This window comes from Porticoccus litoralis, from assembly GCF_030676955.1.
GTDB lineage: Bacteria > Pseudomonadota > Gammaproteobacteria > Pseudomonadales > Porticoccaceae > Porticoccus > Porticoccus litoralis.
The window spans coordinates 621,889-644,536 of sequence record NZ_JAUUUU010000001.1 but is presented as its reverse complement, the minus strand read 5'-3'; the positions used below and the strand labels follow the sequence as shown (position 1 = coordinate 644,536).

Here is a 22,648-nt window from a genome sequence, read left to right as displayed (position 1 = left end):
TAGTGAACAAAGCCGCATCCCCGACAACGATAACGAATTAATAGATAAGGTATTGGAAATGCATAAAGATATGGATCCTGTCGAGACCCAGGAATGGCTTGAGTCTCTGGATTCTGTATTAAAATACCAAGGCCCTGAACGTGCAGCGTTTCTGCTACAACAGCTGCTCGACAGGGCGACGTCCACCGGTGTCGGTATGCCACCGGCAATCACCACGCCCTATCGCAACACGATTCCTGTTACCCGCGAAAAACGTATGCCCGGCGACCTGTTTATGGAGCGGCGCATTCGCTCCATGATTCGTTGGAACGCGCTGGCGATGGTGATGCGCGCCAACAAAAATCCTGAAGAAGGCATTGGTGGGCATATCGCTTCTTTTGCCTCTTCGGCCACGCTATACGATATCGGCTTCAACTATTTTTTCCGCGGTAACGAGGGCGATGAGTTGGGCGATCTGATTTATTTTCAGGGCCACAGTGCCCCCGGTATTTATGCCCGCTCATACCTGGAAGGCCGCTTTGATGAAGAGGCGCTGGATAATTATCGCCGGGAAGCGGATGGCAAGGGCTTGTCATCCTATCCGCACCCCTGGTTGATGCCGGACTATTGGCAGTTCCCCACAGTGTCCATGGGGCTGGGTCCTCTGCAGGCTATCTATCAGGCGCACGTGATGCGTTACCTCTCGGCTCGCGGCTTATCCCCGCGCGGCGACCGCAAGGTCTGGGCATTCCTGGGTGATGGAGAATGTGACGAGCCAGAAACCCTCGGCGCCATTTCCCTGGCAGGCCGTGAGGAACTGGAAAACCTGGTGTTTGTGGTTAACTGTAACCTGCAACGACTGGACGGGCCGGTGCGTGGTAACGGCAAGATTATTCAGGAACTGGAAGGTGTTTTCCGCGGTGCGGGCTGGAATGTCATCAAGGTTGTCTGGGGTCGTCATTGGGACCCCCTGTTTGAAAAAGATGAATCGGGATTGATGCAGAAACGCATGGATGAAGCATGCGATGGTGACTACCAGAACTACAAACACAACGGTGGTGCCTATACCCGAGAACACTTCTTTGGGGCCTACCCAGAGCTGAAGGAAATGGTGGAACACCTCAGTGACCGCGACATTATGTACCTGAACCGTGGTGGTCACGATCCCTACAAGGTCTACGCTGCCTATGCGGAAGCCATGGCGCACAAGGGGCAACCCACAGTGATTCTGGCAAAAACCGTGAAGGGATATGGTATGGGTGTTGGTGAAGCTGCCAATGATACCCACTCCATCAAGAAACTGGACTTTGAAGGGCTCAAGCATTTCAGAGATCGCTTCGGGATCCCCATCCCGGATGATGAGTTGGAAAAGGTTCCCTATTATCGGCCGCCGGAAGACAGCCCGGAAATGGCGTACATGAAAAAACGTCGTGCAGCACTGGGTGGTCCGGTACCGAGTCGCCGTCCTGACTTTGAGCCGTTGCAGACACCGCCGCTGGATGATTTCAGCAAGTTGCTGGAGAGTAGCGGCGACCGCAAGATTTCCACCACTATGGCCTTTGTCAGACTGCTGGGTGCCCTGGTGAAAGACAAGAATATCGGTGAAAGGGTCGTGCCTATCGTGCCCGACGAGGCCAGAACTTTCGGTATGGAAGGGATGTTCCGACAGTTGGGCATCTACTCCTCAGCGGGCCAGAAGTACGTACCCCAGGACCGCGACCAGATCATGTATTACAAGGAAGACAAGCGCGGCCAGATTCTCGAAGAAGGCATCAATGAAGCTGGCGCCGTGTCCGCCTGGATGGCTCTGGCCACCTCCTACAGCAATTACGATTGCCCGATGATTCCGGTCTACGTCTTCTACTCCATGTTCGGTTTTCAGCGCATTGGAGATTTCACATGGGCTGCTGGCGACATGCAGGCACGGGGCTTCCTGATAGGCGCCACGTCCGGTCGCACGACTCTGAACGGTGAAGGCTTGCAGCACCAGGATGGCCACAGTCATGTGCTGGCCAACACCATTCCCAACTGCCGGACATACGATCCCGCTTACGGTTACGAGTTGGTGGTGATTATGCAGGACGGCCTGAAGTCGATGTTCCAGGACAAGGAAAACTGCTTCTATTACATCACCACCATGAACGAGAACTACCTGCAGCCAGCGATGCCGGAAGGTGCGGAAGAGGGCATCATCAAAGGCATGTACCTGTTTGAGGAAAGCAGTGACAGCAAATTGAAAGTGCAACTGATGGGTGCCGGTGCCATTCTCAATGAGGTGAGGGCCGCGGCTGACATACTGCGGGAGCAGTTCAATGTTGAGGCGGATATCTGGAGCCTCACCAGTGTTAACCAGCTGGCCCGCGAGGGGCAGGCTGCCCAGCGCTGGAACATGTTGCACCCGGAGTCTGATCCCAAAGTTCCCTATATCACCGAGCAGCTGGCAGACCGTCAGGGTCCAGTTGTGGTGGCGACAGACTATATGAAAAGCTACACCGAGCAACTGCGCGCCTTCGTGCCAGCCAGCTACTACGTGCTGGGCACCGATGGTTTTGGTCGCAGTGACAGCCGGGAAAAACTGCGTCATTTCTTTGAGGTCAACCGCTACTTTGTAACCGTCGCAGCCCTTAAAGCGCTGGCTGACGAGGGTCAAATCGAGAAATCAGTGGTTGCCAAGGCAATTGCCGACTTCAACCTCGACCCCGAAAAAATCAACCCCTTGAGCTGCTGAGAACGAGAAGAGATAGTGACAGCCGAAACAATATTCGTACCCGATCTCGGCGGAGCCGAGTCAGTAGAAGTCATCGAGCTTTGCGTCGCAGAGGGTGACAGTGTCGAACTTGAGCAGTCCTTGATTGTTCTGGAGTCCGACAAGGCGACCATGGATGTGCCCAGTCCCCAGATCGGCATCATCAAAAAAATGCTGGTGGCAGAGGGCGATACGGTCAGCGAGGGTACGCCAATTGCTGAAATCGAGACTGCATCTGTCGCTGCCGGGAAAACGGAGGCTGCCAATCCCGAGACTGCTACCTCTGATCCAGCACCGGAAGCGGTTGCCGAACAGTCGAAACCGGCCTCACAGGGTACCGCAGAGCAAAAGGCCACAGTGCCGGATACTGGCACCGATGAACCGCTTGAAATTATTGAGCTGTCTGTTGCCGAGGGTGATGTGATTGCTGAAGGTGATGGCATCGTGGTGGTGGAAACCGACAAGGCCACGATGGAGGTGCCTGCTTCCTGTGGTGGTACCATCAAACAGCTGTTGGTCAAGGTTGGCGACAGGATTACCAGTGGGGATGTGCTGGCTGTGATCGTTGGTGCATCTGCAGACGGTGAGACTTCCGCTATCTCAGAATCCAGTGATGCACCGGCTGTTGCCGAGGCGGAACTTCCGGTGGCCGAGCCCGCAGCGCCATCAGCTTCAGCGGTAGCCGCTGAGCAGGATGTCCTGGTTCCGGATACCGGCGGTGCCGATGCGGTGGAAGTGATCGAAATTGCTGCTGAGTCAGGCGCTACTCTGAGTGAAGGAGACGGGATTCTGGTGGTGGAAACCGACAAGGCCACCATGGAATTGCCTGCGCCGTTTGATGGCGAATTGCTGGAGGTATTGGTCAACGTGGGGGATAAAGTCTCCACTGGCGACCGTATTGCCAGAATGAGGACCTCGGCTCCTGACCAGGTAACAACACCGACTGCAAGCGAAGCTGCTCCAGAAACTCAAGTGGCACCGGCTGAGGCTCCAGCAACGGCCCCAACTCCGGTCCCTGCCGAGACTAAGGAGAAAGCACCTGCCGTGTCGGCAGGAGATGTCTATGCTGGTCCTGCATCCAGGGCACTGGCCCGTGAGCTGGGTGTAGACTTGAGCAAGGTTTCCGGCAGCGGCCCTCGTGGTCGTATTCTCAAAGAAGATCTGCACAACTACGTAAAACAAGCTGTTGCCAAAGCTGAAAGCGCCCCTGTAATGTCTGCGGGTGGGGCCGGTATTCCGGCAATTCCGGATGTGGACTTCAGCAAATTTGGCGAGATCGAGATGATCCCGCTACAGAAAATTCACAAGCTGACGGCGGCAAATATGCAGCGCAGTTGGCTGAATGTGCCCCATGTCACCCAGTTTGACGATGCCGATATCACTGACCTGGAGGTCTTCCGGGCATCCTTGAAGCAAGAGGCGGAAAAACGCGGAACCAAGCTCACACCGTTGCCATTCCTGCTCAAGGCCTGCGCCCATGCACTGGCAGCGAATCCTGAATTCAATCGCTCCATCACCGCCAATGGCGAACACTTTGTGCAGAAAAAATACATCCATATCGGTATAGCGGTTGATACCCCTCGGGGGCTGGTTGTCCCGGTGATCCGCGATGTAGACAGTAAGGGTTTGTGGCAGCTGGCTGATGAAACCAATGAGTTGGCGGCCAAGGCCCGGGAAGGCAAGTTGACGGCAACAGACATGCAGGGCGGCTGTTTCACCATTTCAAGCCTAGGTGCTATTGGGGGTAACGGCTTCACACCGATTGTGAACGCTCCTGAGGCTGCCATTCTCGGGGTATCCAAATCCCAGACAAAACCGGTTTGGAATGGCAGTGAGTTTGTGCCAAGGCTGCTGCTCCCCCTCAGTGTTTCCTACGATCACCGCATTATTAACGGCGCCGATTGTGGCCGCTTCTTTACCTATCTGACAGCAGTGCTGGGCGACATACGTCGACTGGCCCTGTAATACGATTACCTCCGCGCCATGCGCCCGGCTTAGGCCGGGTTTTTTTTGTCTTGTTGAAACTGGTCTTGTCACTTTTTATTACCGATTGATCTATTCAGGCTTGCTATCTACCTGAGGTATTAGACGAATTCATGAGCTGGAGCTAGAGTTAAGGAAGTGCAAGGGTGTAATGACAAAGGGATAAACTGATCCGAATAGCCGGTCGCCTGGGTATAAGAAGGAAACTAATGTCAGATGATGGCTGGGAATGAGGTGATTTTATGGCTGGAGTGTACGCATCAAAAAGCCCTTTAGGGCGGCTGTTGATAACGGTATTGCTGACGTGCGTGGCGTTTTCTGCGCTTGCGGATGAACCTCTACAGGGTGAGGATCGAGCCGCTGTGCGGGACGTGATCGATGGGCAGATCCAGGCGTTTCGTGTCGACGACCACCAGTCCGCCTATTCGTTTGCAGCGCCCAGCGTCAGAGAGGCATTTCCTACCGAGGAAATGTTTATCACCATGGTTCGCAATCAGTATCAGCCACTTTACCGGCCGGTTTCCTATACCTTTGGTCGCAGCTCTCTGGATGATGATGAAGTATTGCAGGAACTGCTGGTGACAGATGCCAACCGGCAGTTGTGGCAGGTGGTTTACACCCTCGTCAGGCAGCAGGATAAAAGCTGGAAAATCACCAATGTGATGATGCTGCCTTACAAGGGTATCTCCGCCTAGCTGACCAGCGTCGGCCAGCCGTGGGCTTCCAGGTGTTGTGCCAGATTTTTAGGCCGATAACTGGAGCCCTGTTCCCAGCGTTGCTTGACTGTGGTGTGCATCAATAGTGTGTCATTGTGCGCAATTGGCCGGTAGTACGGCCTCTTTGAACGGTAGATATGTTTGCGTGAGCGATGCAGCGTGGCCAAATGTGCCGGTCGTAAATTATCGAGCAGGTGTTGTTCCACACCCAGCCCCGCGTGACGTGCTTCCCTGATCATCCACTTCAGGGGAATATCCGAAAGCAAACCGCCATCATCATCCGGCGCATAACTGCCGCCGATATTGCTGTGTACTCCAGCAAACCACACCTGTTTCAGGTCCAGTCCTGGCCGGGGCTGCCAGATGGTCGGCTGGAAGTCTGAGCGAACTTCATCAATGGCCATGGCATGACGTGCCATACGGATGTTGGGTCCTATCTTGGTGTCGTAGAACTCGTCTTTTTTATCCAGTAAACCGAGAAAGGAAAAGGGAATGCCCAGGGCGCCCACGGTATCCCAGACCCCGACAAACTTGATCTCGCGACTGGGGTGAGCGTGTTTGGCGCGGAAGGCCAGGGATGCTTCGCCATCCGGGTGGTAGGCTTTGCCCGGTTTTTTGTAGTGATCAAATGCCTGTTGAATGAGCTGGGCATCCGGGCGTTTCAGTATGCCGCAATTATTGATCAGACCGCACAGGCTGCGGATGGTGTAGGCGCCGCGGCTGAAGCCGAACAGGAACAGTTCATCGCCCGGCGAATAATTCTGCACCAGGTAACGGTAGTCATCCATGATGTTTTTATTAATGCCCTTGCCGGTGGCGCCTCCGATCAATGGGTCATAATAGGAGCCCACGCCCCAATCATAGAACACCTGTTGAGGTGTCGATTGGTTGTCCACCGGGCGCACTGCCCTGGCCAACTTGAGAATGTTGGTGGGGTGGTCCTTGCCAAGATCTTTTTCCGGACGATTCCACGTGCCATCGGCACAGATCACAATGCGTTTCATCTTTTTGCCTTCCCTGACCAGTTCAAAGCCTGAGTATAGGAGACAGTGCCGTATTCGTCAGTGCAAAAAAAAGCCGGACTCTGTGTCCGGCTTTGATGGGGGCGTTGATCAGCTACGTTTTTTACGTGGCTTCGGATGTGCCGGTTTTTCTTTTCCTGCTTTGCCTTTACTGCTAGGTTTTTTCGATGTGCCGCTGTCCACCAGGCTGAGCTTCATGGGGTGCTGGCAAACCCGCACTTTGTTGCGAAGGTGATCAAACAGCTCTTTTGGCATTCCCTCCGGCAACTCCACTGTACTGTAATCATCATTCAGCTTGATGTGTCCGATGTAGCGGCTTTCTATATCGGCTTCATTGGCAATGGCGCCAACAATATCGCCTGGCGTGACGCCGTGGTTTTTCCCCACTTCCATACGGTAGGTGACCATTTCGAACTCGCCGTGCTCATCGCGCTGCTTTCTCGGTTCGCGGTTACGCTCCGGGCGTTCTGCACGGGCAGACTCGCGAGGTTCCCTTCTTTCGCGGCTGCGTGGTTCCCGGGGTTCGCGTAAAGGTTTTTCCCTGTCGGCATTGCGGTTGCGATCGCCGGTTTCAATATGAGCCAACTTCGGAAACAGCGGGCGATCCTGCTGCAGCTGCGAGGCCAGTGCCGCAGCGATATCTGTCATGGACAGTTCCTGATCATGGGCCAGTTTTTCAAGCAATTCGCGGAAGACGTCGAGGTCGGTGGCTTCCAAGGTCTTCAAAATCTGTTGCTGGAACTGTTCAATCCGCTGATTGCTGACCTGCTCGCCGGTGGGCAGGTCCATGGACGTGATAGCCTGGCCGGTCGAGTGTTCAATGGAGCGCAACAGACGACGCTCTTTCGGGGCTACGAAGAGAATGGCCTGGCCTTCGCGACCGGCACGGCCAGTGCGGCCGATACGGTGCACATAGGCTTCATTGTCGTAGGGAATATCGTAGTTAATGACGTGGCTGATTCGCTCCACATCCAGTCCGCGGGCGGCAACATCGGTAGCGACCACAATGTCGACCTGATTTTTCTTCAGGCGGTTGATAGTGCGCTCACGCAATGCCTGGCTCAGGTCGCCATTCAACGCCGCAGAGGAAAAACCTCGAGCCTCGAGTTTTTCCGCCACTTCCACGGTAGCTGATTTGGTGCGCACAAAAATGATCATGCCATCGAAATCTTCCACCTCAAGAATGCGGGTCAGAGCATCCATTTTGTGGCGACCCTGAACCATCAGGTAGCGTTGACTGATGCGCTCTACAGTGCGGGTCTTAGAAGCGATGCTGACTTCTTTTGCATCGCCGAGGTATTTGGAAACCACCCGGCGAATGGCTGGCGGCATGGTGGCGGAAAACAGCGCGCGCTGACAGTTGTTCGGGGTTTCCGAAAGAATGGTTTCTACGTCGTCGATAAAGCCCATGCGCAACATTTCGTCGGCTTCATCCAGAACCAGCGCCCGCACCTCTCCAAGGTTGAGACTGCGGCGGCGCAGGTGATCGAGAATACGTCCGGGGGTGCCGACAATCACCTGAGCTCCGCGCTGCAGGCCTCGCAGTTGGCCACGCATATCCTGCCCACCGTAAATCGGCAGTACATGAAAGCCTTTGATGTGGCGGGCGTAGGTCTGAAACGCTTCGGCCACCTGAATCGCCAGCTCACGGGTAGGCGTCAGCACCAGCACCTGGGGCGTTTTCTGGGTGCTGTCGAGCCGACTCAATAATGGCAGAGCAAAGGCTGCGGTTTTGCCTGTGCCGGTTTGTGCGACACCCAGCAGGTTAGCGCCTTCAAGTAAGATGGGAATGCTTTGTGCCTGGATGGGAGAGGGTTGTTCGTAGCCGAGGGATTGCACGGCTTGCAACACCGGGTTGGCAATGCCCAGTGAAGTAAAATCAGGGGAAGACATATGAGGAGCCTGTATGGCCAAAGGCCGGATAAAATGAGGGGCGCAAGTATACGGGTATCGTCCTGAAGGATAAAGGTTTTTTCTTGTTTCGAGTCATTTCTTTCGGGCGGCGAGAAGGCGATCCAGTACATTGGCAAACTGTTGTCGTTCCGTGTTGCCAAGACTGGACGGTCCGCCGCGAACCTCGCCAGTGTTGCGCAATTCTTCCATCAGGTTACGCATCGCCAGTCGTTGACGAATATTGGCCGGAGTGAAATGTTCCCCCCGGGGACTGATCACCTGTACACCCTTTTCCACCACTTCAGCCGCCAACGGTATATCGCCGGTCACCACAATATCGCCAGTACTGGCTTGTTGGGCAATCAGGTTGTCCGCCACATCAAAACCACTTTCCACCTGGCGGAACTTGATCAGCGGAGAGGAGGGCACACGGATGGCGTGGTTGGCCACCAGGGTCAGCGGAACTTCGCAACGCAATGCTGCACGAAACAGTATTTCCTTGATGGGATTGGGACAGGCGTCGGCATCAACCCAGATATGCATGAAGTGGTGTACTCCGTTGTGTAGTTAAGGCTCTTAGCCCAGTGTCAGGTGAAGAGTCAGGCTGATTAACAGTATACCCACCAGGTTAATCCCGAAACCCGCCCGTGCCATTTGCGGAATGCGAATCAGGTTGGAGCCGAACACGATGGCATTGGGTGGCGTTGCGACCGGTAACATAAAGGCACAGCTGGCGGCTATGGTGGCGGGAATGATAATCGGTAGAGGGTCAATGCCCAGCCCCTCGGCCATAACGGCGAAAATGGGTATCAAAGCCGTGGTAGTGGCTGTGTTACTGGTTAACTCGGTGAGAAAAATAATCAAGGTAACCACCAACAGGGTCAGAACCAGTGGAGGAATACCATGCAGTCCGGCAAGTTGCACCGCCAGCAGCTCTCCGACCCCGGTACTGCGAATAGCGCCAGCCAATGCCAGGCCGCCACCGAACAGTAACAGGATGCCCCATGGCAGCTTCAAGGCGGTTTCCCAGTCAATAAGGAATTCTCTCTCCTTCAGGTTGACCGGCAGAATAAACAACAACAGTGCCGCAATGATCGCAATACCGGTATCACTCAAACCCGAGAGTAGCGGTAACTTGATCAGGAGCGGGCGCACAATCCAGCACAGGGCGGTTAACAGGAAAATGGTCAAGGTCATTTTCGCGCCGAGAGACCAGGGTTCCCGGGGTTGCCTGAGAAAGTCGCCATCGACTGGCTGATCGCCCGGTGGGTAGATCCAGCGGGTCAGCATCCACCAGACGGTGGGTATAAAGATCACGACAATAGGCAGGGCAATGGTCATCCAGCGGGCAAAACTGATCTCGATTCCCAGTTCGCGCTCGATAAAGGACACGGTGAACATGTTGGGCACGGTGCCGACGATGGTGCCGATACCTCCAATGGATGCTGCGTAGGCGACACCGAGCAGTAGGCAGAGACTAAAGTTTTCCCGGTTGGGTGCGTCCTTGTCCAGTAACTGAATAATACTTAACAGAATGGGCAGCATCACCAATGTGGTGGCGGTGTTGGTAATCCACATGCTCATGGAAGCGGCAACAAACATAAAGCCGCCGACCAGTGTGGACGGTTTGGTGCCAACCAGCCGCAGTACGGAAATTGCAAAACGTCGGTGCAGGTGCCACTTCTCCAGGGCGAGGGCGAGGATAAAGCCGCCCATAAAGAGGAAAATCAGTGGGTGAGCGTAAGCCTGTGCCGTGGTGGAAATGGTATTGGCGTCAGCCAGTGGCAGCAGGGCGAGGGGTAACAGGGCGGTGGCATAAATGGATACAGCTTCTGTCAGCCACCAGGTTGCCATCCAGACTGCCAGTGCCGCCGTAATACGACCGGGTACCCCCAGCGTCAGCAGTTCGCCATTCAGTCCCCGGGTGCTGTCCGGCACCAGCCAGAACACCAGCACCGCTAGCATGGGTCCGCCGATCAGGGCAAACAGACGAACTTGTCTGACGGCTTCCAGCAGAGGTGTTGTTTGCATGGTTTTTATAATTTTTAACGGGTCTTCAGCTTACCAGATTTTTCTGCTTCAACAGCTTTGACCCTAGCCAACGATCTTGTCTTTTAGCGCCTGTGCCAGCCATCTGGCCCGGGAGGTACGGCCGGATTGTTTTTGCCTGGCCTTCAATAGCCCTTCGGAAAAAGCGCTGCGACGGCTGTAATCCACATGTACATCCATAAATACCGGTTGTTGCTTGGCCGCGAGAGACATCGCGGTGTTCAGGGCCGACTCGATTTCCTGATTGTCCTCCACAGCCACGTATTCACAGCCCACGGCGTGGGCAAAAGCAATCCAGTCAGCTTCGCCCAGTTTCGACATGGCACCGTAACGACCGGGGCGCTGGCTGCTGCGCTGGGAAAGTTCGCCATCGTTAAACAGGCAATAAATGACCCCCAGGTGATATTTGCTGGCAGTGATGGCTTCCATCCCCGTCATCATCATGGCTCCGTCACCGACAATGCCGACCACGACCTGGTCGGGGTGACAGAGTTTCAGGGCGTTGGTAGCCGGAACACAGTAACCCATGGCATTGAAATCGCTGGGTGAAATGAAATTGCCGCCCGGTAGAATCGGGAACAACTCTGCGGCGAGAAAGGTATGGTTGCCATCATCACAGGCCAGCAGGGCATCCGCTGGCAGGTGAGTGCGAAGTGCTGTCAGAAAACGGGCCGGGTTGACTCTATCTCCGGGTAATTTCAACCAGCTGTCCAGATACTCCTGTTTTAGTGTCGCGATGGTTTTTGCCAGGACCTGGCTGTTGGCGGCATTGGGCTTCAATTCGCTTACCCTGGAAAGCAGGGCGTCTACCACGGCCTTGCCGTCTCCCTGCAGAGTCAGCGCCGCTTCGTAGTTGGCGTTGAACACGTCGGGGTTGATATCCACATGGATCAGATTGGCGGGTGGCGACATGCCATAGTTTCCGGTGGAGGTTTCTGAAAAGCGTGTACCCACTGCCAGTAGGCAATCGCAATCGGCAAATGCCTGTTGTGCCGACGGTACGGCGGCGGGGCCAAAACCCATGCCGGCATGCAGCGGGTGACTGGCGGGAAATACACCCAACCCCTGCAGCGTGGTGGCCACCGGTGCCCCCAGATGTGATGACAGCGCCTGTAAACTGGCACTGGCATGGCGAGCCCCCCAGCCGATAAACAGGCCGGGCTGTTTGGCATTAATCAAACGCTGGGCGGCCTCTTCGATCGCCGCTGAGTCCAGATGTGGTTGGTTAGGGTGACCATGAAATTCGGGCAGGGTGCGAACGTCAAAACTATTGGCTTGCAGGTCTATGGGAATTTCCACAAACACCGGGCCCCGTTCACCCTCCATGGCGCAGCGGTAGGCCTCAAATAGTGTGGGGGCGATGTCGTTGGCTGACTCCACCAGGAAAGTGGCTTTGGTGATCGGCTTCAGCAGGCTGTGGTGGTCAATATCATGCAGCTGGTAGCGATGGCCGGTTTGCTGCTCGACTCCGCCGGCAATGACCAGCAACGGTATCCCCGACAGGAAAGCCTCGGCAATGCCGCTGGTTGCATGGGTAATGCCGCCGCCAGGAACCACCAGCAGGGTGCCGATGGTGTCTGTCGTGCGGCTGACAGCATCCGCCATAAAGGCAGCGCTGGCTTCGTGAGTGACCAGGTGTGGGGTAATGCGGGCTGAGTGTTCAAGTTCCCGGTAGATGTCTGCGTTGTGGGCTCCGGGGATGCCAAAAACCCGGGTGACACCAATCTGTTCTAGTGCGTAACAGGTGAGCCATGCCCCGGTTTTTTTCATCTTTGCCTCAACATCTCAATTGGCGAACGAGAGAACCATGCTATTCAGGGCAACCCGGTGAGTCAACGCCACCGGTGTTTGGGCCTTGTGCCGTGCTTGTTAGATCTCGCCGGTCTAGCTGATTACGCCGGTGGTGCGCACACGTTTGGTGCCGGTGGTGACCGGTTCACGGCGGGCTGCCTGACGTTTTTCAACGCGGTCGTCGATGATGTTTTTCAGGGCGATGAGCATGCCGGCCACGAGGAAAGCGCCGGGGGGCAATACGGCAATCAGAAAACCATAGCCTTCGCCAAACAGGTGTAGTGTCCAGTTTTCAGCGATGGGTCCGAACAGCAAGTGCATGTCGGCAAACAGGGTGCCGCTGCCGAGAATTTCACGAATGGCGCCAATCAACAGCAGGACGAGGCCAAATCCACCGCCCATCATCAGGCCGTCAAACAGCGAAATGGCTACAGGGTTTTTGCAGGCGAAGGCTTCTGCCCGCCCCAGGATCATGCAGTTGGTGACGATCAGTGGAATGAAAATCCCTAGAATAGTGTAAAGCTCGTAGGTAAATGCCTGCATTAGCAGTTCGGTGCAGGTGGTGAACGTGGCAATGATCATCACAAAGGCGGGGATTTTGACTGCCTCGGAAACATGGTTGCGAATCATTGAAACCACGGTGTTGGAGCCAGCCAGAACCAGCATGGTAGCCAGGCCTAGTCCCAGTGCATTCACCACCGATCCGGTAACCGCCAGCAGGGGACACAACCCCAGCAGTTGAACCAGTGCCGGGTTGTTCTTCCATAATCCGTTATGGGCGACTTCTCGTGAGCTGGTACTAGCCATTATTGGCTTCCTCGCTGGTCTGATGGGTAACTGCCGGTTTTTTTCGGGCAGCTTTCAGTAGCCGTTCTTGGTCTTCATTGTAGTATTTGAGGGTTTTGTAGACCTGTTTGACCACGGCGCGAGGCGTGATGGTGGCGCCGGTAAACTGATCAAAGTCTCCCTTATCTTTTTTCACTTTCCACTGGGAGGGTGGCGGGTTGGTCAGGGACTTGCCGTTAAAACCCAGAATCCAATCACTCTTTTTCAGGTCGATCTTGTCGCCCAGCCCCGGTGTTTCATGGTGGGAGATAGTGCGGACCCCGGCCAGTGTGCCATCGATATTGATGCCGACAATCAACTGAATATCACCGTTGTAGCCATCGGGTGCCACGGCGGGAACAATAACCGCAATCGGCTCATCTCCCTGGCGGGCGATATTGATGTCGCCGCCCTCATCATCCAGGCCCAGCGTGTGCAGAAAATTTGCGGGCACAGGTAACGTGTCCATTAGCAGGTCATTGCTGTGCTGTTCCAGCGGAATAATTTCCAGCAGTGCCCGCTTTGCCACTTCCCGTTTGGCATCGGCAATACGGTCTTTGGTGCCCAGATAAGTACCGGCCAGCAGAGACGCGGTGATCAGGGCAAAGATGCCGAGCACTACACTATTAAAACTGATGGATTTCCCCAGGGTAGCCATGGCTATTCCTTCTTCTCCGTGGCGCGACGGGATTTGGTATGGCCGTAGGTGCGCGGCAGCGTGTAATTATCGATAAGGGGCGCGGCAAAATTCATCAGTAGCACGGCAAATGCTACGGCATCCGGGTAACTACCCCAGCTGCGGATAATGAAAATCAGCACGCCAATCAGGGCGCCGTAGATCAGTCGTCCGCGATTGCTGGTCGCCGAGGTCACCGGGTCGGTGACAATAAAGAATGCCCCCAGCATGGTGCCCCCGGACAGTAAGTGCATCAGCGGTGAGCCGTGGCTGGCAGAGCTGCCACTGTCGTAAAACAGGGCGGCACACAGTGCCAGGCTACTGAGCATGGCGACTGGAGCATGCCAGGTGAAGACGCGGCGGGCCAGCAGCAAAATTCCGCCAGCGAGAAACCCGAGGTTTACCCATTCCCAGCCGAGACCGGCCCAGTGGGCCTGACTGAACAGCGGGGTTTTTTCATACAGTTGCGTCACCAGCAGACTGCTGTTGTGTTTGAACGTATCCAGCGGTGTGGCGGCGGTGACGGCATCGATATTTTCCGGACTGAGTACCGGAAAAACAATTTGCAACGATTCCCAGAAGCTCGGTGCTGACACGCCTTCGGGGTAGAGCGGCAGGGGCGTGGCCCAGGCGGTCATCTGCACCGGAAAGGAGATCAGGAGGACGACATACCCGACCATGGCTGGGTTGAAAGGGTTGTAGCCGAGGCCACCATAGAGATGCTTGGCTATGAGGATGGCAAATCCTGTACCGATCACCACCACCCACCAGGGAGCCAGTGGCGGCAGGGCCAGCCCCAGCAAAACTGCGGTGACCAGGGCACTGCAATCGCGCAGGTAGAACATCATCGGGCGCTTGCGCAAGCGCATGACCAAAGCCTCACAACAGACGGCGACGGTGCCGGCGATCAGAATATTGATCAGTGATCCCCAGCCAAAAAACACCGTCAGCGCCAGCAGACCGGGAATTGTCGCCAGCAGCACCAGGCGCATGACAGCCCCGGTATTCTGGGCAGCATGTGCATGGGGTGAGGTGAGTTTCAGCAAGGCCATGGGCGTTATCCGTCAGGCGTTGTATTCAGCCAGCTGCTGTTCGGCAGTGACGAGTTTAGCTTCAAGTTTTTCTGCGGCGGTGCGCAGAGCTTCCACATGTTCTGAGCCTTCGGCTTCCGCCTGACGCAATTTCTGGCGGGACTTTTCCAGTCTCCCCTTCAGGGAATCTACGGCTTCTCGCAGTTTGTCCTGTTCGGACATGTTGGCCAGCTCTACGGCACGCGCCTGGGCGCGGGCAATGGCGGCAGAGGCCGCATCCTGTGGTTGGTCTTCTGTGCCTGGTGGTTGTTCTGAAGATACGGTTTGGCCGGTCAGGGCAAAGTATTTCTCGCGGTTGTCCAGCAGCTTCTGCTGCAGTTTGTTGAGACCGGTCTGCAGGGCATCTACGTGTTCGGATTCACTGGCCCGGGCTTCATCGAGTTTGGCCTGTGCCTTCTCGATACGGCCCTCCAGTGACATGATGGACTCACGGAGCTTGTCTTCTTCAGACAGGTTGCCCATGGCTGCCGCACGGGCCTGGGCTTTGGCAATCGCCGCGGCAGCGGCATCGGTGGTGCCTGCCGGTGTCAACACAGCGTCACCAGCAGGGGTTTCAGCCAACTGTTTTTCAGCCTCTTTCAGCTTGCCGATCTGCTTGTCCAGACCGTTTTGTAGTGCTGTTTTCAGTGCTTCGTCGTCGGCCTCGGCAATTTTCTGCTCAGTGATCGCAATACGCTCCCTGAGGCTGGCAATCTTTTTCTGCAGGGCCTCGTTGGGACTGGCCTGTAGCCGATCCATGACCTTATTTTCAGTACTAGCCCCCTCAGTTTCCAGAGCCTGTAGTTTGGCGTGGGCATCATCGAGGCGCAGGCGTGCATCAGCTACTGCAGCTCTAGCCTGTTCCACCTGTTGTTCATTGCCTTCCTGTTCTGCCGCCAGCAATCGTTGCTCCACGGTTTGCAGGTGGTTTTCTGCCCGGGCTACGCCACGCTCCAGTTTAGCTTTCTGTGCTTCCGGCGAGGCCTGCTTTTCTGCTGCCCGAGCCATGGCGGCTTGCACGATATCGCTTTGCGAGTCAGTGGTGGCGGCCGGATCGCCGCTCTTCGCCCGTGCTTCGGCTGCAGCTTTTTTACGCGCTTCGCGTTTGGCAGCTTTTTCCGCTTCCTCTTTGGCTTTGCGGGCCTGTTGGAATTCAAAGCGTGCCCGGGCACGATCAGATTTGATTTTTTCCTGGGCCTGCTTGCGAATTTCGCCTTTTGCAGCGCGGTAGTACTGCACCAGTGGAATATTGCTGGGGCAGACATAGGAGCAGGCACCGCATTCTATGCAGTCGAACAGGTTGTGAGCTTCCAGGCGCTCGTAGTTCTGAGACTGTGCGTACCAGAACAGTTGTTGTGGCAACAGGCTGGCAGGGCACGCCTCGGCACACATTCCGCAGCGTATACAGGCTTGTGCGGGAGGTGGGGTGGGCAGCTCTTCTTTTGAGGGTGCCAGAATACAGTTGGTGGTCTTGATGACGGGTACGTCCATATCCGTCAGGGTAAAGCCCATCATCGGGCCGCCCATGATCAGGCGGGCACAGTGGTGATGATCGTAACCGTTATGCTTGAGCAAGTGACTGATGGGGGTGCCGATCAGAGTTTGATAATTGCGGTTCAGCGTACAGGCCCGACCGGTGACCGTGGTGACCCTGGAGATCAGGGGTTCCCCGTGGCGGATCGCCCGCTGGACGGCATAGGTAGTGCCGATGTTCTGGCAGACAATACCGATATCTGCCGGCAGGCCGCCACTGGGTACTTCCTTGCCGGTCAGGATCTGGATCAGCTGCTTTTCGCCGCCTGAAGGATATCGGGTGGGGAATTCCACCAGTTCGATATTGGTGTCGGCGAGATAGGGCTGCAGTGCTTCATAGGCTTCGGGTTTGTTGTCCTCAATGCCGATCAGGACTTCTTCGGGGTCGCCCAGAATGTAGGCGAGAATGCGTATACCCTCAACGATATCCTCGGCACGTTCGCGGATCAGCATGTCATCGGCAGTGATGTACGGCTCACACTCGGTGGCGTTGATAATCAGGGTGCTGACCGGTTTGCGCGCTGATAGTTTTACTGCAGCCGGGAAGCCCGCGCCACCGAGTCCGGCGATTCCGGCTTCGCGAATCAGTTCCAGCAACTTGGCCGGGCTGCAGGCCCTGAAGTCGTCCAAGCCCGCGTGTTCAATCCAGCGATCATAGTTGTCTGGAATGAGGGTAATACAACGGGCCGACATGCCAGATGGATGAGGAATCGGATAATCGCTGATATCGCTGATGACGCCGGAGGTTGGTGCATGTACACCGACACTGACCATGCCATTGGGTTCTGCCAGTACCTGACCCTTCAATACTTCATCGCCAATATTGACGACCAGCTTTGGCGGCGCACCAATGTGCTGATTGAGGGGGATGACCAGTTTTTCAGGCAGGGGCAGGCGGCCAATGGGCTGCTGCACCGACTGGTGTTTGTTCTCGGGGGGGTGAACGCCGCCGACCAGATCCCAGATTTTTCTCATGCAGCCCGGTCCCCGCGATCAGTGGCGATGATATTGCCGGGGCGCAGGGCTTTGACCTGCTCGGCACTGGAGGCGGGCATCTCCCATTTCCAGTCCGCCAGTCCCTGTGGGACCGGTAACATGTCGATGCAATCTACCGGGCAGGGTTCGACACAGAGATCACAGCCGGTGCATTCGCTGGCGATCACTGTATGCATCTGCTTGGCAGCACCAAGGATGGCGTCTACAGGACATGCCTGGATACATTTGGTGCAACCGATGCATTCATCCTCACGGATAAAGGCGACCTTCTTGATATCGCTTTCCTGTCCATGTTCCGCATCCAGGGTGGGAGCGTCCACATCCAGCAGAGCTGCCAGCGCATTGATCGTGGTTTGCCCGCCGGGTGGGCATTTGTTGATGGCATCGCCGTCGGCGATGGCCTGGGCATAAGGTCGGCAGCCGGGGTATCCGCATTGACCACACTGAGTCTGGGGCAGAAGCTTGTCGATCTGCTCAACAATGGGGTCACCTTCAACACGGAACTTGATGGCGGCAAAACCCAGTACCGCGCCAAAAATCACGGCGAGTCCCACTAAGGCCACCAGTGCCGCGATCAACGGGTGTTGAATCATCAGGTCGTACACAGAAGAATGCCCCTAGACCAGCCCACTAAAGCCCATGAAGGCCAGAGACATCAGGCCAGCGGTAATCATGCCAATGGCCGCACCCTTGAATGGTGTCGGTACATCGGCAACGGCAAGTCGCTCACGCATGGCGGCAAACAAAATCAATACCAGTGAAAAGCCCACCGCAGCACCGAAGCCGTAGAGTGTGGACTCCAGCAGGCTGTGAGCCTTGGCGGTATTCTGCAAGGCTACGCCCAGCACAGCACAGTTGGTGGTGATCAGTGGCAGGAACACACCGAGTACCCGGTATAACAGCGGACTGCTCTTTTCGATAAACATCTTGGTGAACTGCACCACCACTGCAATTACCAGGATAAAGGAAATGGTTTTCAGGTACTCCAGGTTGAGGGGCACCAGAATCCAGCTGTTCACCATGTAACTGGACAAGGCCGCGAGGGTAAGTACGAAGGTGGTGGCACCGGCCATGCCGATAGCCGTTTCCAGTTTATTTGAGACCCCCATGAACGGGCACAGGCCAAGGAACTGGACGAGAACAAAATTGTTCACCAGTATGGCGCTGATCAGAATGACGGCAAATTCCTGCATATCGTCGGTCTCATTGGGTCAGCCATTATAGCGGCTGGTCAACCCTGCTATTAAGTATAAAACTGGAGCCTTTTAGTTTATTTGACCATAAGGCATAGCATTAAGTGATAAAAACCCAGCTGTGGACTCAGGTAATGCGCTGGCCAGGTTGGGCGCCACTGTCGGGGGAGAGTAGATAAATGCCCTTGTCGTCTCCCGCGGCCAGGACCATACCCTCGGATACCCCGAAGCGCATTTTCCGTGGTGCCAGGTTAGCCACCAGCACCGTGAGGCGGCCTTCCAGGTCCTCGGCGTTGTAGGCGGATTTGATGCCGGAAAAGACATTGCGGGTCTCACCGCCAATATCCAGGGTCAGCTGTAACAGCTTGTCCGCACCTTCCACCGGCTGCGCCTTGACGATCAAGGCCACCCTCAGGTCCACCTTGATAAAGTCGTCAAAGCCGATTTCTGCTGCCAGGGGTTCATCCACCAATGGGCCGGTGAGGGGTTTACTGCTGGCGGCTGCCAGGGCTTCTTTGCTGGCTTCCAGCATAGCGTCCACTTTTTCTTTCTCCACCCGCTGCATCAGCCGCTTGAAGTTGTCGATACGGTGACCCAATAGGGGTTGGGGTTCACCCTGCCAGTTCAATTCATCGTTGAGGAAGGCCTCTGATGCCTCTGCCATGGCCGGCAGAATCGGTTTCAGGTATAGCATCAACACCCGGAACAGATTGATGCCCAGGGAGCAGATATCCTGCACGTCCTGTTCACGCCCGGCTTCTTTAGCCAGCTTCCAGGGTTCTTTTCCCGCGATGTATTCGTTGGCGGCATCGGCCAGCGCCATGATGTCGCGAACGGCCTTGCCAAATTCCCGGTTCTCATAGTGTTCGGCGATGCCGTTGGCAGCACCGGCTGCTCGCTGCCACAGCACCGGGTCGGCAATCGTATTGGACAGCACGCCATCATTGCCCTTGCTGATAAATTTCGCGCAGCGGCTGGCGATGTTGACCACCTTGCCCACCAGATCACTGTTGACCCGCTGGATAAAGTCATCGAGATTCAGGTCCAGATCGTCCACGCTGGCGGAAAGCTTGGCGGCAAAATAGTAGCGCAGGTATTCCGGGTTGAGATGGTCCAGGTAGCTGCGGGCATTAATAAAGGTGCCGCGGGACTTGGACATCTTCTTGCCATTCACCGTCAGGAAGCCATGCACGCAGACTTCGGACGGGGTGCGGAAATCCGCGTTAGCCAGCATGGCGGGCCAGAACAGGGCGTGGAAATTGACGATGTCCTTGCCGATAAAGTGGTACAACTCGGTGTCAGAATGCGGTCCCCAGAACTCGTCAAAATCGAGCCCGAGTTTGTCGCACAGGTTCTTGAAGCTGGCCATGTAGCCGATGGGGGCATCCAGCCAGACGTAAAAATACTTGCCCGGGGCATCGGGGATTTCAAAGCCGAAGTAGGGGGCATCTCGACTGATGTCCCATTCCTGCAATCCCGCATCCAGCCATTCACCGAGTTTGTTGGCCACTTCCGGTTGCACGTGGCCGGCACGGGTCCAGGCTTTCAGAAAGTCAGCGAAATCAGGCAGCTTGAAGAAATAGTGGGTGGAGGCTTTTTCCACCGGCGTGGCACCGGAAATGGCCGACACCGGGTTGATCAGATCGGTGGGGGCATAGGTGGCGCCACAGGCTTCACAGTTGTCCCCGTACTGATCGTCGGTTTTGCATTTCGGGCAGGTGCCCTTGATGTAGCGGTCCGCCAGGAACAGGTTCTTTTCAGGGTCATAGGCCTGGGTAATTTCCCGGGTGGCGATATGACCCTTGTCCCGCAGTCGGGTATAAATCAGCGACGCGAAGTAGCGGTTCTCTTCCGAATGGGTGGTGTGGTAATTATCGAAATTGATCAGGAAATCACTGAAATCCTGCTGGTGTTCGGCGCGTACCTGGTCGATCAGGGCCTCGGGTGTAATACCCAGCTGCTCCGCCTTCAACATAATGGCAGTGCCGTGGGCATCATCGGCGCAGACGTAGTAACATTCATGGCCGCGCAATTTCTGGAAGCGCACCCAGATATCGGTCTGGATGTATTCCACCAGGTGCCCCATATGGATAGAACCATTGGCGTAGGGCAGGGCGCTGGTCACAAGAATTTTTCTGCGTTCAGTCATGGCTACAACTACTGTCGTCAAAGTTGGGATTGGGCGTTGATAAAGGGGCGCAACTATACCGGTTTTCAACCGGTTTTTCATCTGTTGTCAAGAGGATAGACCATGGCAGAAGCCGCACTTCCAAACGTATTGGAGCACGTTCATCAGATTATCGCCGTGGCTTCCGGCAAGGGCGGTGTGGGGAAGTCCACCACGTCGGTGAATCTGGCCCTGGCGCTGGCTGCCGAAGGTTATCGTGTGGGCATTATCGACGCCGATATTTACGGTCCCAGTATCCCAACCATGCTGGGTGTGCCTGAAGGTACCCGGCCGGAAACCATCGGCGGTAAATTACTGGTACCTGTGGAGGCCCATGGCATCAAATCCATGTCAATGGGCTACCTGGTGACCGAGCAGACACCGATGGTGTGGCGTGGTCCCATGGCCACCGGCGCGCTGTTGCAACTGCTCAACCAGACCCTCTGGGAAACCCTGGATTACCTGGTTGTTGATATGCCACCGGGGACGGGTGATATCCAGTTAACCCTGGCCCAGAATGCCCGGCTGGCCGGTGCGGTGATTGTTACCACTCCCCAGGACATCGCGTTGTTGGATGCCCGCAAGGCCATCGAAATGTTTCACAAGGTGAAAATCCCGGTACTGGGTATTGTCGAGAACATGGCGATGCACCAGTGCAGCCAGTGCGGGCATGTGGAGCATATCTTCGGCGAAGGCGGGGGCGAGCGGGTAGCCAGTGAATACCAGACCGAAGTGCTGGGTTCGCTGCCACTGGAAATGGGGATTCGTCATGGGGTTGATAGCGGTGCTCCCAGCGTGATGTCCGATCCCGAGGGAGTTGCGGCAAAAAGTTATCGCGAGATTGCCCGCAAGGTGGCGGCCATGTTGCCTCCGGAAGCCACCAGCAGCGCTCCTGAAATTGTGATCGAATAATCGGCCCGGCAGCTGGTACAGGGCGTTGACCGACCGGTGCAAACCGGTATTATTGCCCTCTTTCATTCGCAGGCCCGCAGGCCGTCAATTCTGAGTAAAAACTATGAGCATCAAATCCGATAAGTGGATTACCCGCATGTCACAGCAACACGGCATGATTGAGCCGTTTCAGGAAAGACAGGTTCGTCAGCCTGATCCGAACGGCCAGAAAGTGATCTCCTACGGGGTGTCCAGTTATGGCTACGACGTGCGCTGTGCGGATGAATTCAAGATTTTCACCAACATCCATTCCAAGACCGTCGACCCGAAAAACTTCGATAACGATGCCTTCATCGATGTGAAGGGCGACTACTGCATCATCCCGCCCAACTCTTTTGCCCTGGCGCGCACCATTGAGTATTTCCGCATTCCTCGCAATGTGCTGACAGTTTGCCTCGGCAAGTCCACCTATGCCCGTTGCGGCATTATCGTCAACGTCACGCCGCTGGAGCCGGAGTGGGAAGGGCACGTTACCCTGGAATTTTCCAACACCACCAGCCTGCCAGCAAAAATCTACGCCAACGAGGGTGTGGCGCAGATGCTCTTCTTTGAATCCGATGAGGTATGCGAAGTGTCCTACGCCGACCGCGGTGGTAAGTACCAGGGCCAGACCGGCGTTACTCTGCCCAAAGCCTGATACCCCATCCGTGGTTAGATGCCCTCACCTGCCTACAGCGTGGGTGAGTGGGTGATGGCCACCGCAAAAATATAGCAGAACGTTGCCACTGACAGCAGGCTGAAGAACATGCGGCTGCCGGCGGTCTTGCCGCGTTTGATGGCAAAGGTTCCCAATCCGATGTAGGCAAACAACGCCAGCAGCTTGGCGGTCAGCCAGTTTTCGGCAAAGGGGTACTGGCTGAGGGTAATCATCAGGTAAATCGCGCAGGCCAGCAGTAGTGTGTCGATGATATGGGGGGCAATTTTCACCCATTTCTGCTGCAGTTTTGGCGACTCCATTACCGACCAGGTGGCGCGTAGCAAAAACAGGGCAATGCTGATCAGTGCAAAGGTAATGTGGGCATTTTTGATAATGGGATACATAGTTTATTTCTTGTTGT

18 protein-coding genes are annotated in these 22,648 nt (G+C 55.8%); 5 read left to right on the top strand and 13 right to left on the bottom strand.

The annotated features are described in order from the left end of the window. Nucleotides 1-58: 58 nt before the first annotated feature. The 3 genes from aceE (at nucleotide 59) to Q8A57_RS03220 (ending at nucleotide 5,403) form a co-directional block, all read left to right on the top strand. Nucleotides 59-2,707: a pyruvate dehydrogenase (acetyl-transferring), homodimeric type gene (gene aceE, locus Q8A57_RS03230; RefSeq protein WP_305169484.1), complete on the top strand. Its 2,649-nt coding sequence runs from the start codon at nucleotides 59-61 to the stop codon at nucleotides 2,705-2,707. A gap of 15 nt (nucleotides 2,708-2,722) precedes the next feature. Then, a complete protein-coding gene (aceF, locus tag Q8A57_RS03225) occupies nucleotides 2,723-4,690 on the top strand; it encodes a dihydrolipoyllysine-residue acetyltransferase (protein WP_305169483.1) in 1,968 nt (655 codons plus the stop codon). 260 nt (nucleotides 4,691-4,950) lie between these two features. Then, nucleotides 4,951-5,403, top strand: coding sequence for a DUF4864 domain-containing protein (locus tag Q8A57_RS03220; protein ID WP_305169482.1), 453 nt, complete (start codon nucleotides 4,951-4,953; stop codon nucleotides 5,401-5,403). Here Q8A57_RS03220 and Q8A57_RS03215 read toward each other — a convergent pair. The 12 genes from Q8A57_RS03215 to metG form a co-directional block, all read right to left on the bottom strand. Continuing rightward, nucleotides 5,400-6,428 (bottom strand): DUF2235 domain-containing protein, encoded by a 1,029-nt coding sequence (locus Q8A57_RS03215; protein WP_305169481.1) that lies wholly within the window; start codon nucleotides 6,426-6,428, stop codon nucleotides 5,400-5,402. The two genes, Q8A57_RS03220 and Q8A57_RS03215, sit on opposite strands and share 4 nt — an antisense overlap. A gap of 108 nt (nucleotides 6,429-6,536) precedes the next feature. Beyond that, nucleotides 6,537-8,339, bottom strand: coding sequence for a DEAD/DEAH box helicase (locus Q8A57_RS03210; RefSeq protein ID WP_305169480.1), 1,803 nt, complete (start codon nucleotides 8,337-8,339; stop codon nucleotides 6,537-6,539). Nucleotides 8,340-8,432: 93 nt separating this feature from the next. Then, nucleotides 8,433-8,882, bottom strand: coding sequence for a YaiI/YqxD family protein (locus Q8A57_RS03205; RefSeq protein WP_305169479.1), 450 nt, complete (start codon nucleotides 8,880-8,882; stop codon nucleotides 8,433-8,435). 33 nt (nucleotides 8,883-8,915) lie between these two features. Beyond that, a complete protein-coding gene (locus tag Q8A57_RS03200; RefSeq protein WP_305169478.1) occupies nucleotides 8,916-10,370 on the bottom strand; it encodes an SLC13 family permease in 1,455 nt (484 codons plus the stop codon). A gap of 63 nt (nucleotides 10,371-10,433) precedes the next feature. Beyond that, a complete protein-coding gene (locus tag Q8A57_RS03195; protein ID WP_305169477.1) occupies nucleotides 10,434-12,158 on the bottom strand; it encodes a thiamine pyrophosphate-binding protein in 1,725 nt (574 codons plus the stop codon). A gap of 114 nt (nucleotides 12,159-12,272) precedes the next feature. Next, nucleotides 12,273-12,986 carry an electron transport complex subunit E gene (locus Q8A57_RS03190; RefSeq protein ID WP_305169476.1) on the bottom strand — a complete coding sequence of 238 codons (714 nt, stop codon included), beginning with the start codon at nucleotides 12,984-12,986 and terminating at the stop codon, nucleotides 12,273-12,275. After that, entirely contained in the window at nucleotides 12,979-13,662 is a 684-nt protein-coding gene (gene rsxG, locus Q8A57_RS03185) for an electron transport complex subunit RsxG (protein WP_305169475.1), read from the bottom strand. The genes Q8A57_RS03190 and rsxG overlap by 8 nt, the downstream gene beginning before the upstream one ends. Nucleotides 13,663-13,664: 2 nt before the next feature. Beyond that, entirely contained in the window at nucleotides 13,665-14,732 is a 1,068-nt protein-coding gene (rsxD, locus tag Q8A57_RS03180; RefSeq protein WP_305169474.1) for an electron transport complex subunit RsxD, read from the bottom strand. 12 nt (nucleotides 14,733-14,744) lie between these two features. Beyond that, a complete protein-coding gene (gene rsxC / locus Q8A57_RS03175) occupies nucleotides 14,745-17,258 on the bottom strand; it encodes an electron transport complex subunit RsxC (RefSeq protein WP_305169473.1) in 2,514 nt (837 codons plus the stop codon). Then, the gene (gene rsxB, locus Q8A57_RS03170) at nucleotides 17,255-17,872 is read right to left on the bottom strand and encodes an electron transport complex subunit RsxB (protein ID WP_439651642.1); all 618 of its coding nucleotides are present in this window, start codon (nucleotides 17,870-17,872) and stop codon (nucleotides 17,255-17,257) included. Before rsxB ends, rsxC begins: the two co-directional genes overlap by 4 nt. Before the next feature lie 24 nt (nucleotides 17,873-17,896). Continuing rightward, nucleotides 17,897-18,472: an electron transport complex subunit RsxA gene (gene rsxA, locus Q8A57_RS03165; RefSeq protein WP_305169471.1), complete on the bottom strand. Its 576-nt coding sequence runs from the start codon at nucleotides 18,470-18,472 to the stop codon at nucleotides 17,897-17,899. Between the two features lie 127 nt (nucleotides 18,473-18,599). Then, the gene (metG, locus tag Q8A57_RS03160) at nucleotides 18,600-20,621 is read right to left on the bottom strand and encodes a methionine--tRNA ligase (protein WP_305169470.1); all 2,022 of its coding nucleotides are present in this window, start codon (nucleotides 20,619-20,621) and stop codon (nucleotides 18,600-18,602) included. A gap of 102 nt (nucleotides 20,622-20,723) precedes the next feature. On the opposite strand from metG, the gene apbC reads away from it, so the two are divergent. Together apbC and dcd are read left to right on the top strand one after the other, a co-directional pair. Further along, complete coding sequence (gene apbC / locus Q8A57_RS03155; protein WP_305169469.1) at nucleotides 20,724-21,551, top strand: iron-sulfur cluster carrier protein ApbC; 828 nt, start codon at nucleotides 20,724-20,726, stop codon at nucleotides 21,549-21,551. 103 nt (nucleotides 21,552-21,654) lie between these two features. After that, entirely contained in the window at nucleotides 21,655-22,227 is a 573-nt protein-coding gene (gene dcd / locus Q8A57_RS03150; protein WP_305169468.1) for a dCTP deaminase, read from the top strand. A 32-nt stretch (nucleotides 22,228-22,259) separates the two neighbouring features. On the opposite strand, the gene Q8A57_RS03145 is transcribed toward dcd, so the two are convergent. Further along, a complete protein-coding gene (locus Q8A57_RS03145; RefSeq protein WP_305169467.1) occupies nucleotides 22,260-22,631 on the bottom strand; it encodes a SirB2 family protein in 372 nt (123 codons plus the stop codon). Between the last annotated feature and the right edge of the window lie 17 nt (nucleotides 22,632-22,648).

Bases quoted from the DNA above. Each gene is read 5' to 3' on its own strand.
- Q8A57_RS03215 (WP_305169481.1), bottom strand. From the start codon at position 6,428: ATGAAACGCATTGTGATCTGTGCCGATGGCACGTGGAATCGTCCGGAA.
- Q8A57_RS03190 (WP_305169476.1), bottom strand. From the start codon at position 12,986: ATGGCTAGTACCAGCTCACGAGAAGTCGCCCATAACGGATTATGGAAG.
- rsxG (WP_305169475.1), bottom strand. From the start codon at position 13,662: ATGGCTACCCTGGGGAAATCCATCAGTTTTAATAGTGTAGTGCTCGGC.
- dcd (WP_305169468.1), top strand. From the start codon at position 21,655: ATGAGCATCAAATCCGATAAGTGGATTACCCGCATGTCACAGCAACAC.
- Q8A57_RS03205 (WP_305169479.1), bottom strand. From the start codon at position 8,882: ATGCATATCTGGGTTGATGCCGACGCCTGTCCCAATCCCATCAAGGAA.
- Q8A57_RS03220 (WP_305169482.1), top strand. From the start codon at position 4,951: ATGGCTGGAGTGTACGCATCAAAAAGCCCTTTAGGGCGGCTGTTGATA.
- metG (WP_305169470.1), bottom strand. From the start codon at position 20,621: ATGACTGAACGCAGAAAAATTCTTGTGACCAGCGCCCTGCCCTACGCC.
- rsxB (WP_439651642.1), bottom strand. From the start codon at position 17,872: ATGATTCAACACCCGTTGATCGCGGCACTGGTGGCCTTAGTGGGACTC.
- rsxC (WP_305169473.1), bottom strand. From the start codon at position 17,258: ATGAGAAAAATCTGGGATCTGGTCGGCGGCGTTCACCCCCCCGAGAAC.
- Q8A57_RS03195 (WP_305169477.1), bottom strand. From the start codon at position 12,158: ATGAAAAAAACCGGGGCATGGCTCACCTGTTACGCACTAGAACAGATT.
- aceE (WP_305169484.1), top strand. From the start codon at position 59: ATGCATAAAGATATGGATCCTGTCGAGACCCAGGAATGGCTTGAGTCT.
- Q8A57_RS03210 (WP_305169480.1), bottom strand. From the start codon at position 8,339: ATGTCTTCCCCTGATTTTACTTCACTGGGCATTGCCAACCCGGTGTTG.
- apbC (WP_305169469.1), top strand. From the start codon at position 20,724: ATGGCAGAAGCCGCACTTCCAAACGTATTGGAGCACGTTCATCAGATT.
- Q8A57_RS03200 (WP_305169478.1), bottom strand. From the start codon at position 10,370: ATGCAAACAACACCTCTGCTGGAAGCCGTCAGACAAGTTCGTCTGTTT.
- rsxD (WP_305169474.1), bottom strand. From the start codon at position 14,732: ATGGCCTTGCTGAAACTCACCTCACCCCATGCACATGCTGCCCAGAAT.
- rsxA (WP_305169471.1), bottom strand. From the start codon at position 18,472: ATGCAGGAATTTGCCGTCATTCTGATCAGCGCCATACTGGTGAACAAT.
- Q8A57_RS03145 (WP_305169467.1), bottom strand. From the start codon at position 22,631: ATGTATCCCATTATCAAAAATGCCCACATTACCTTTGCACTGATCAGC.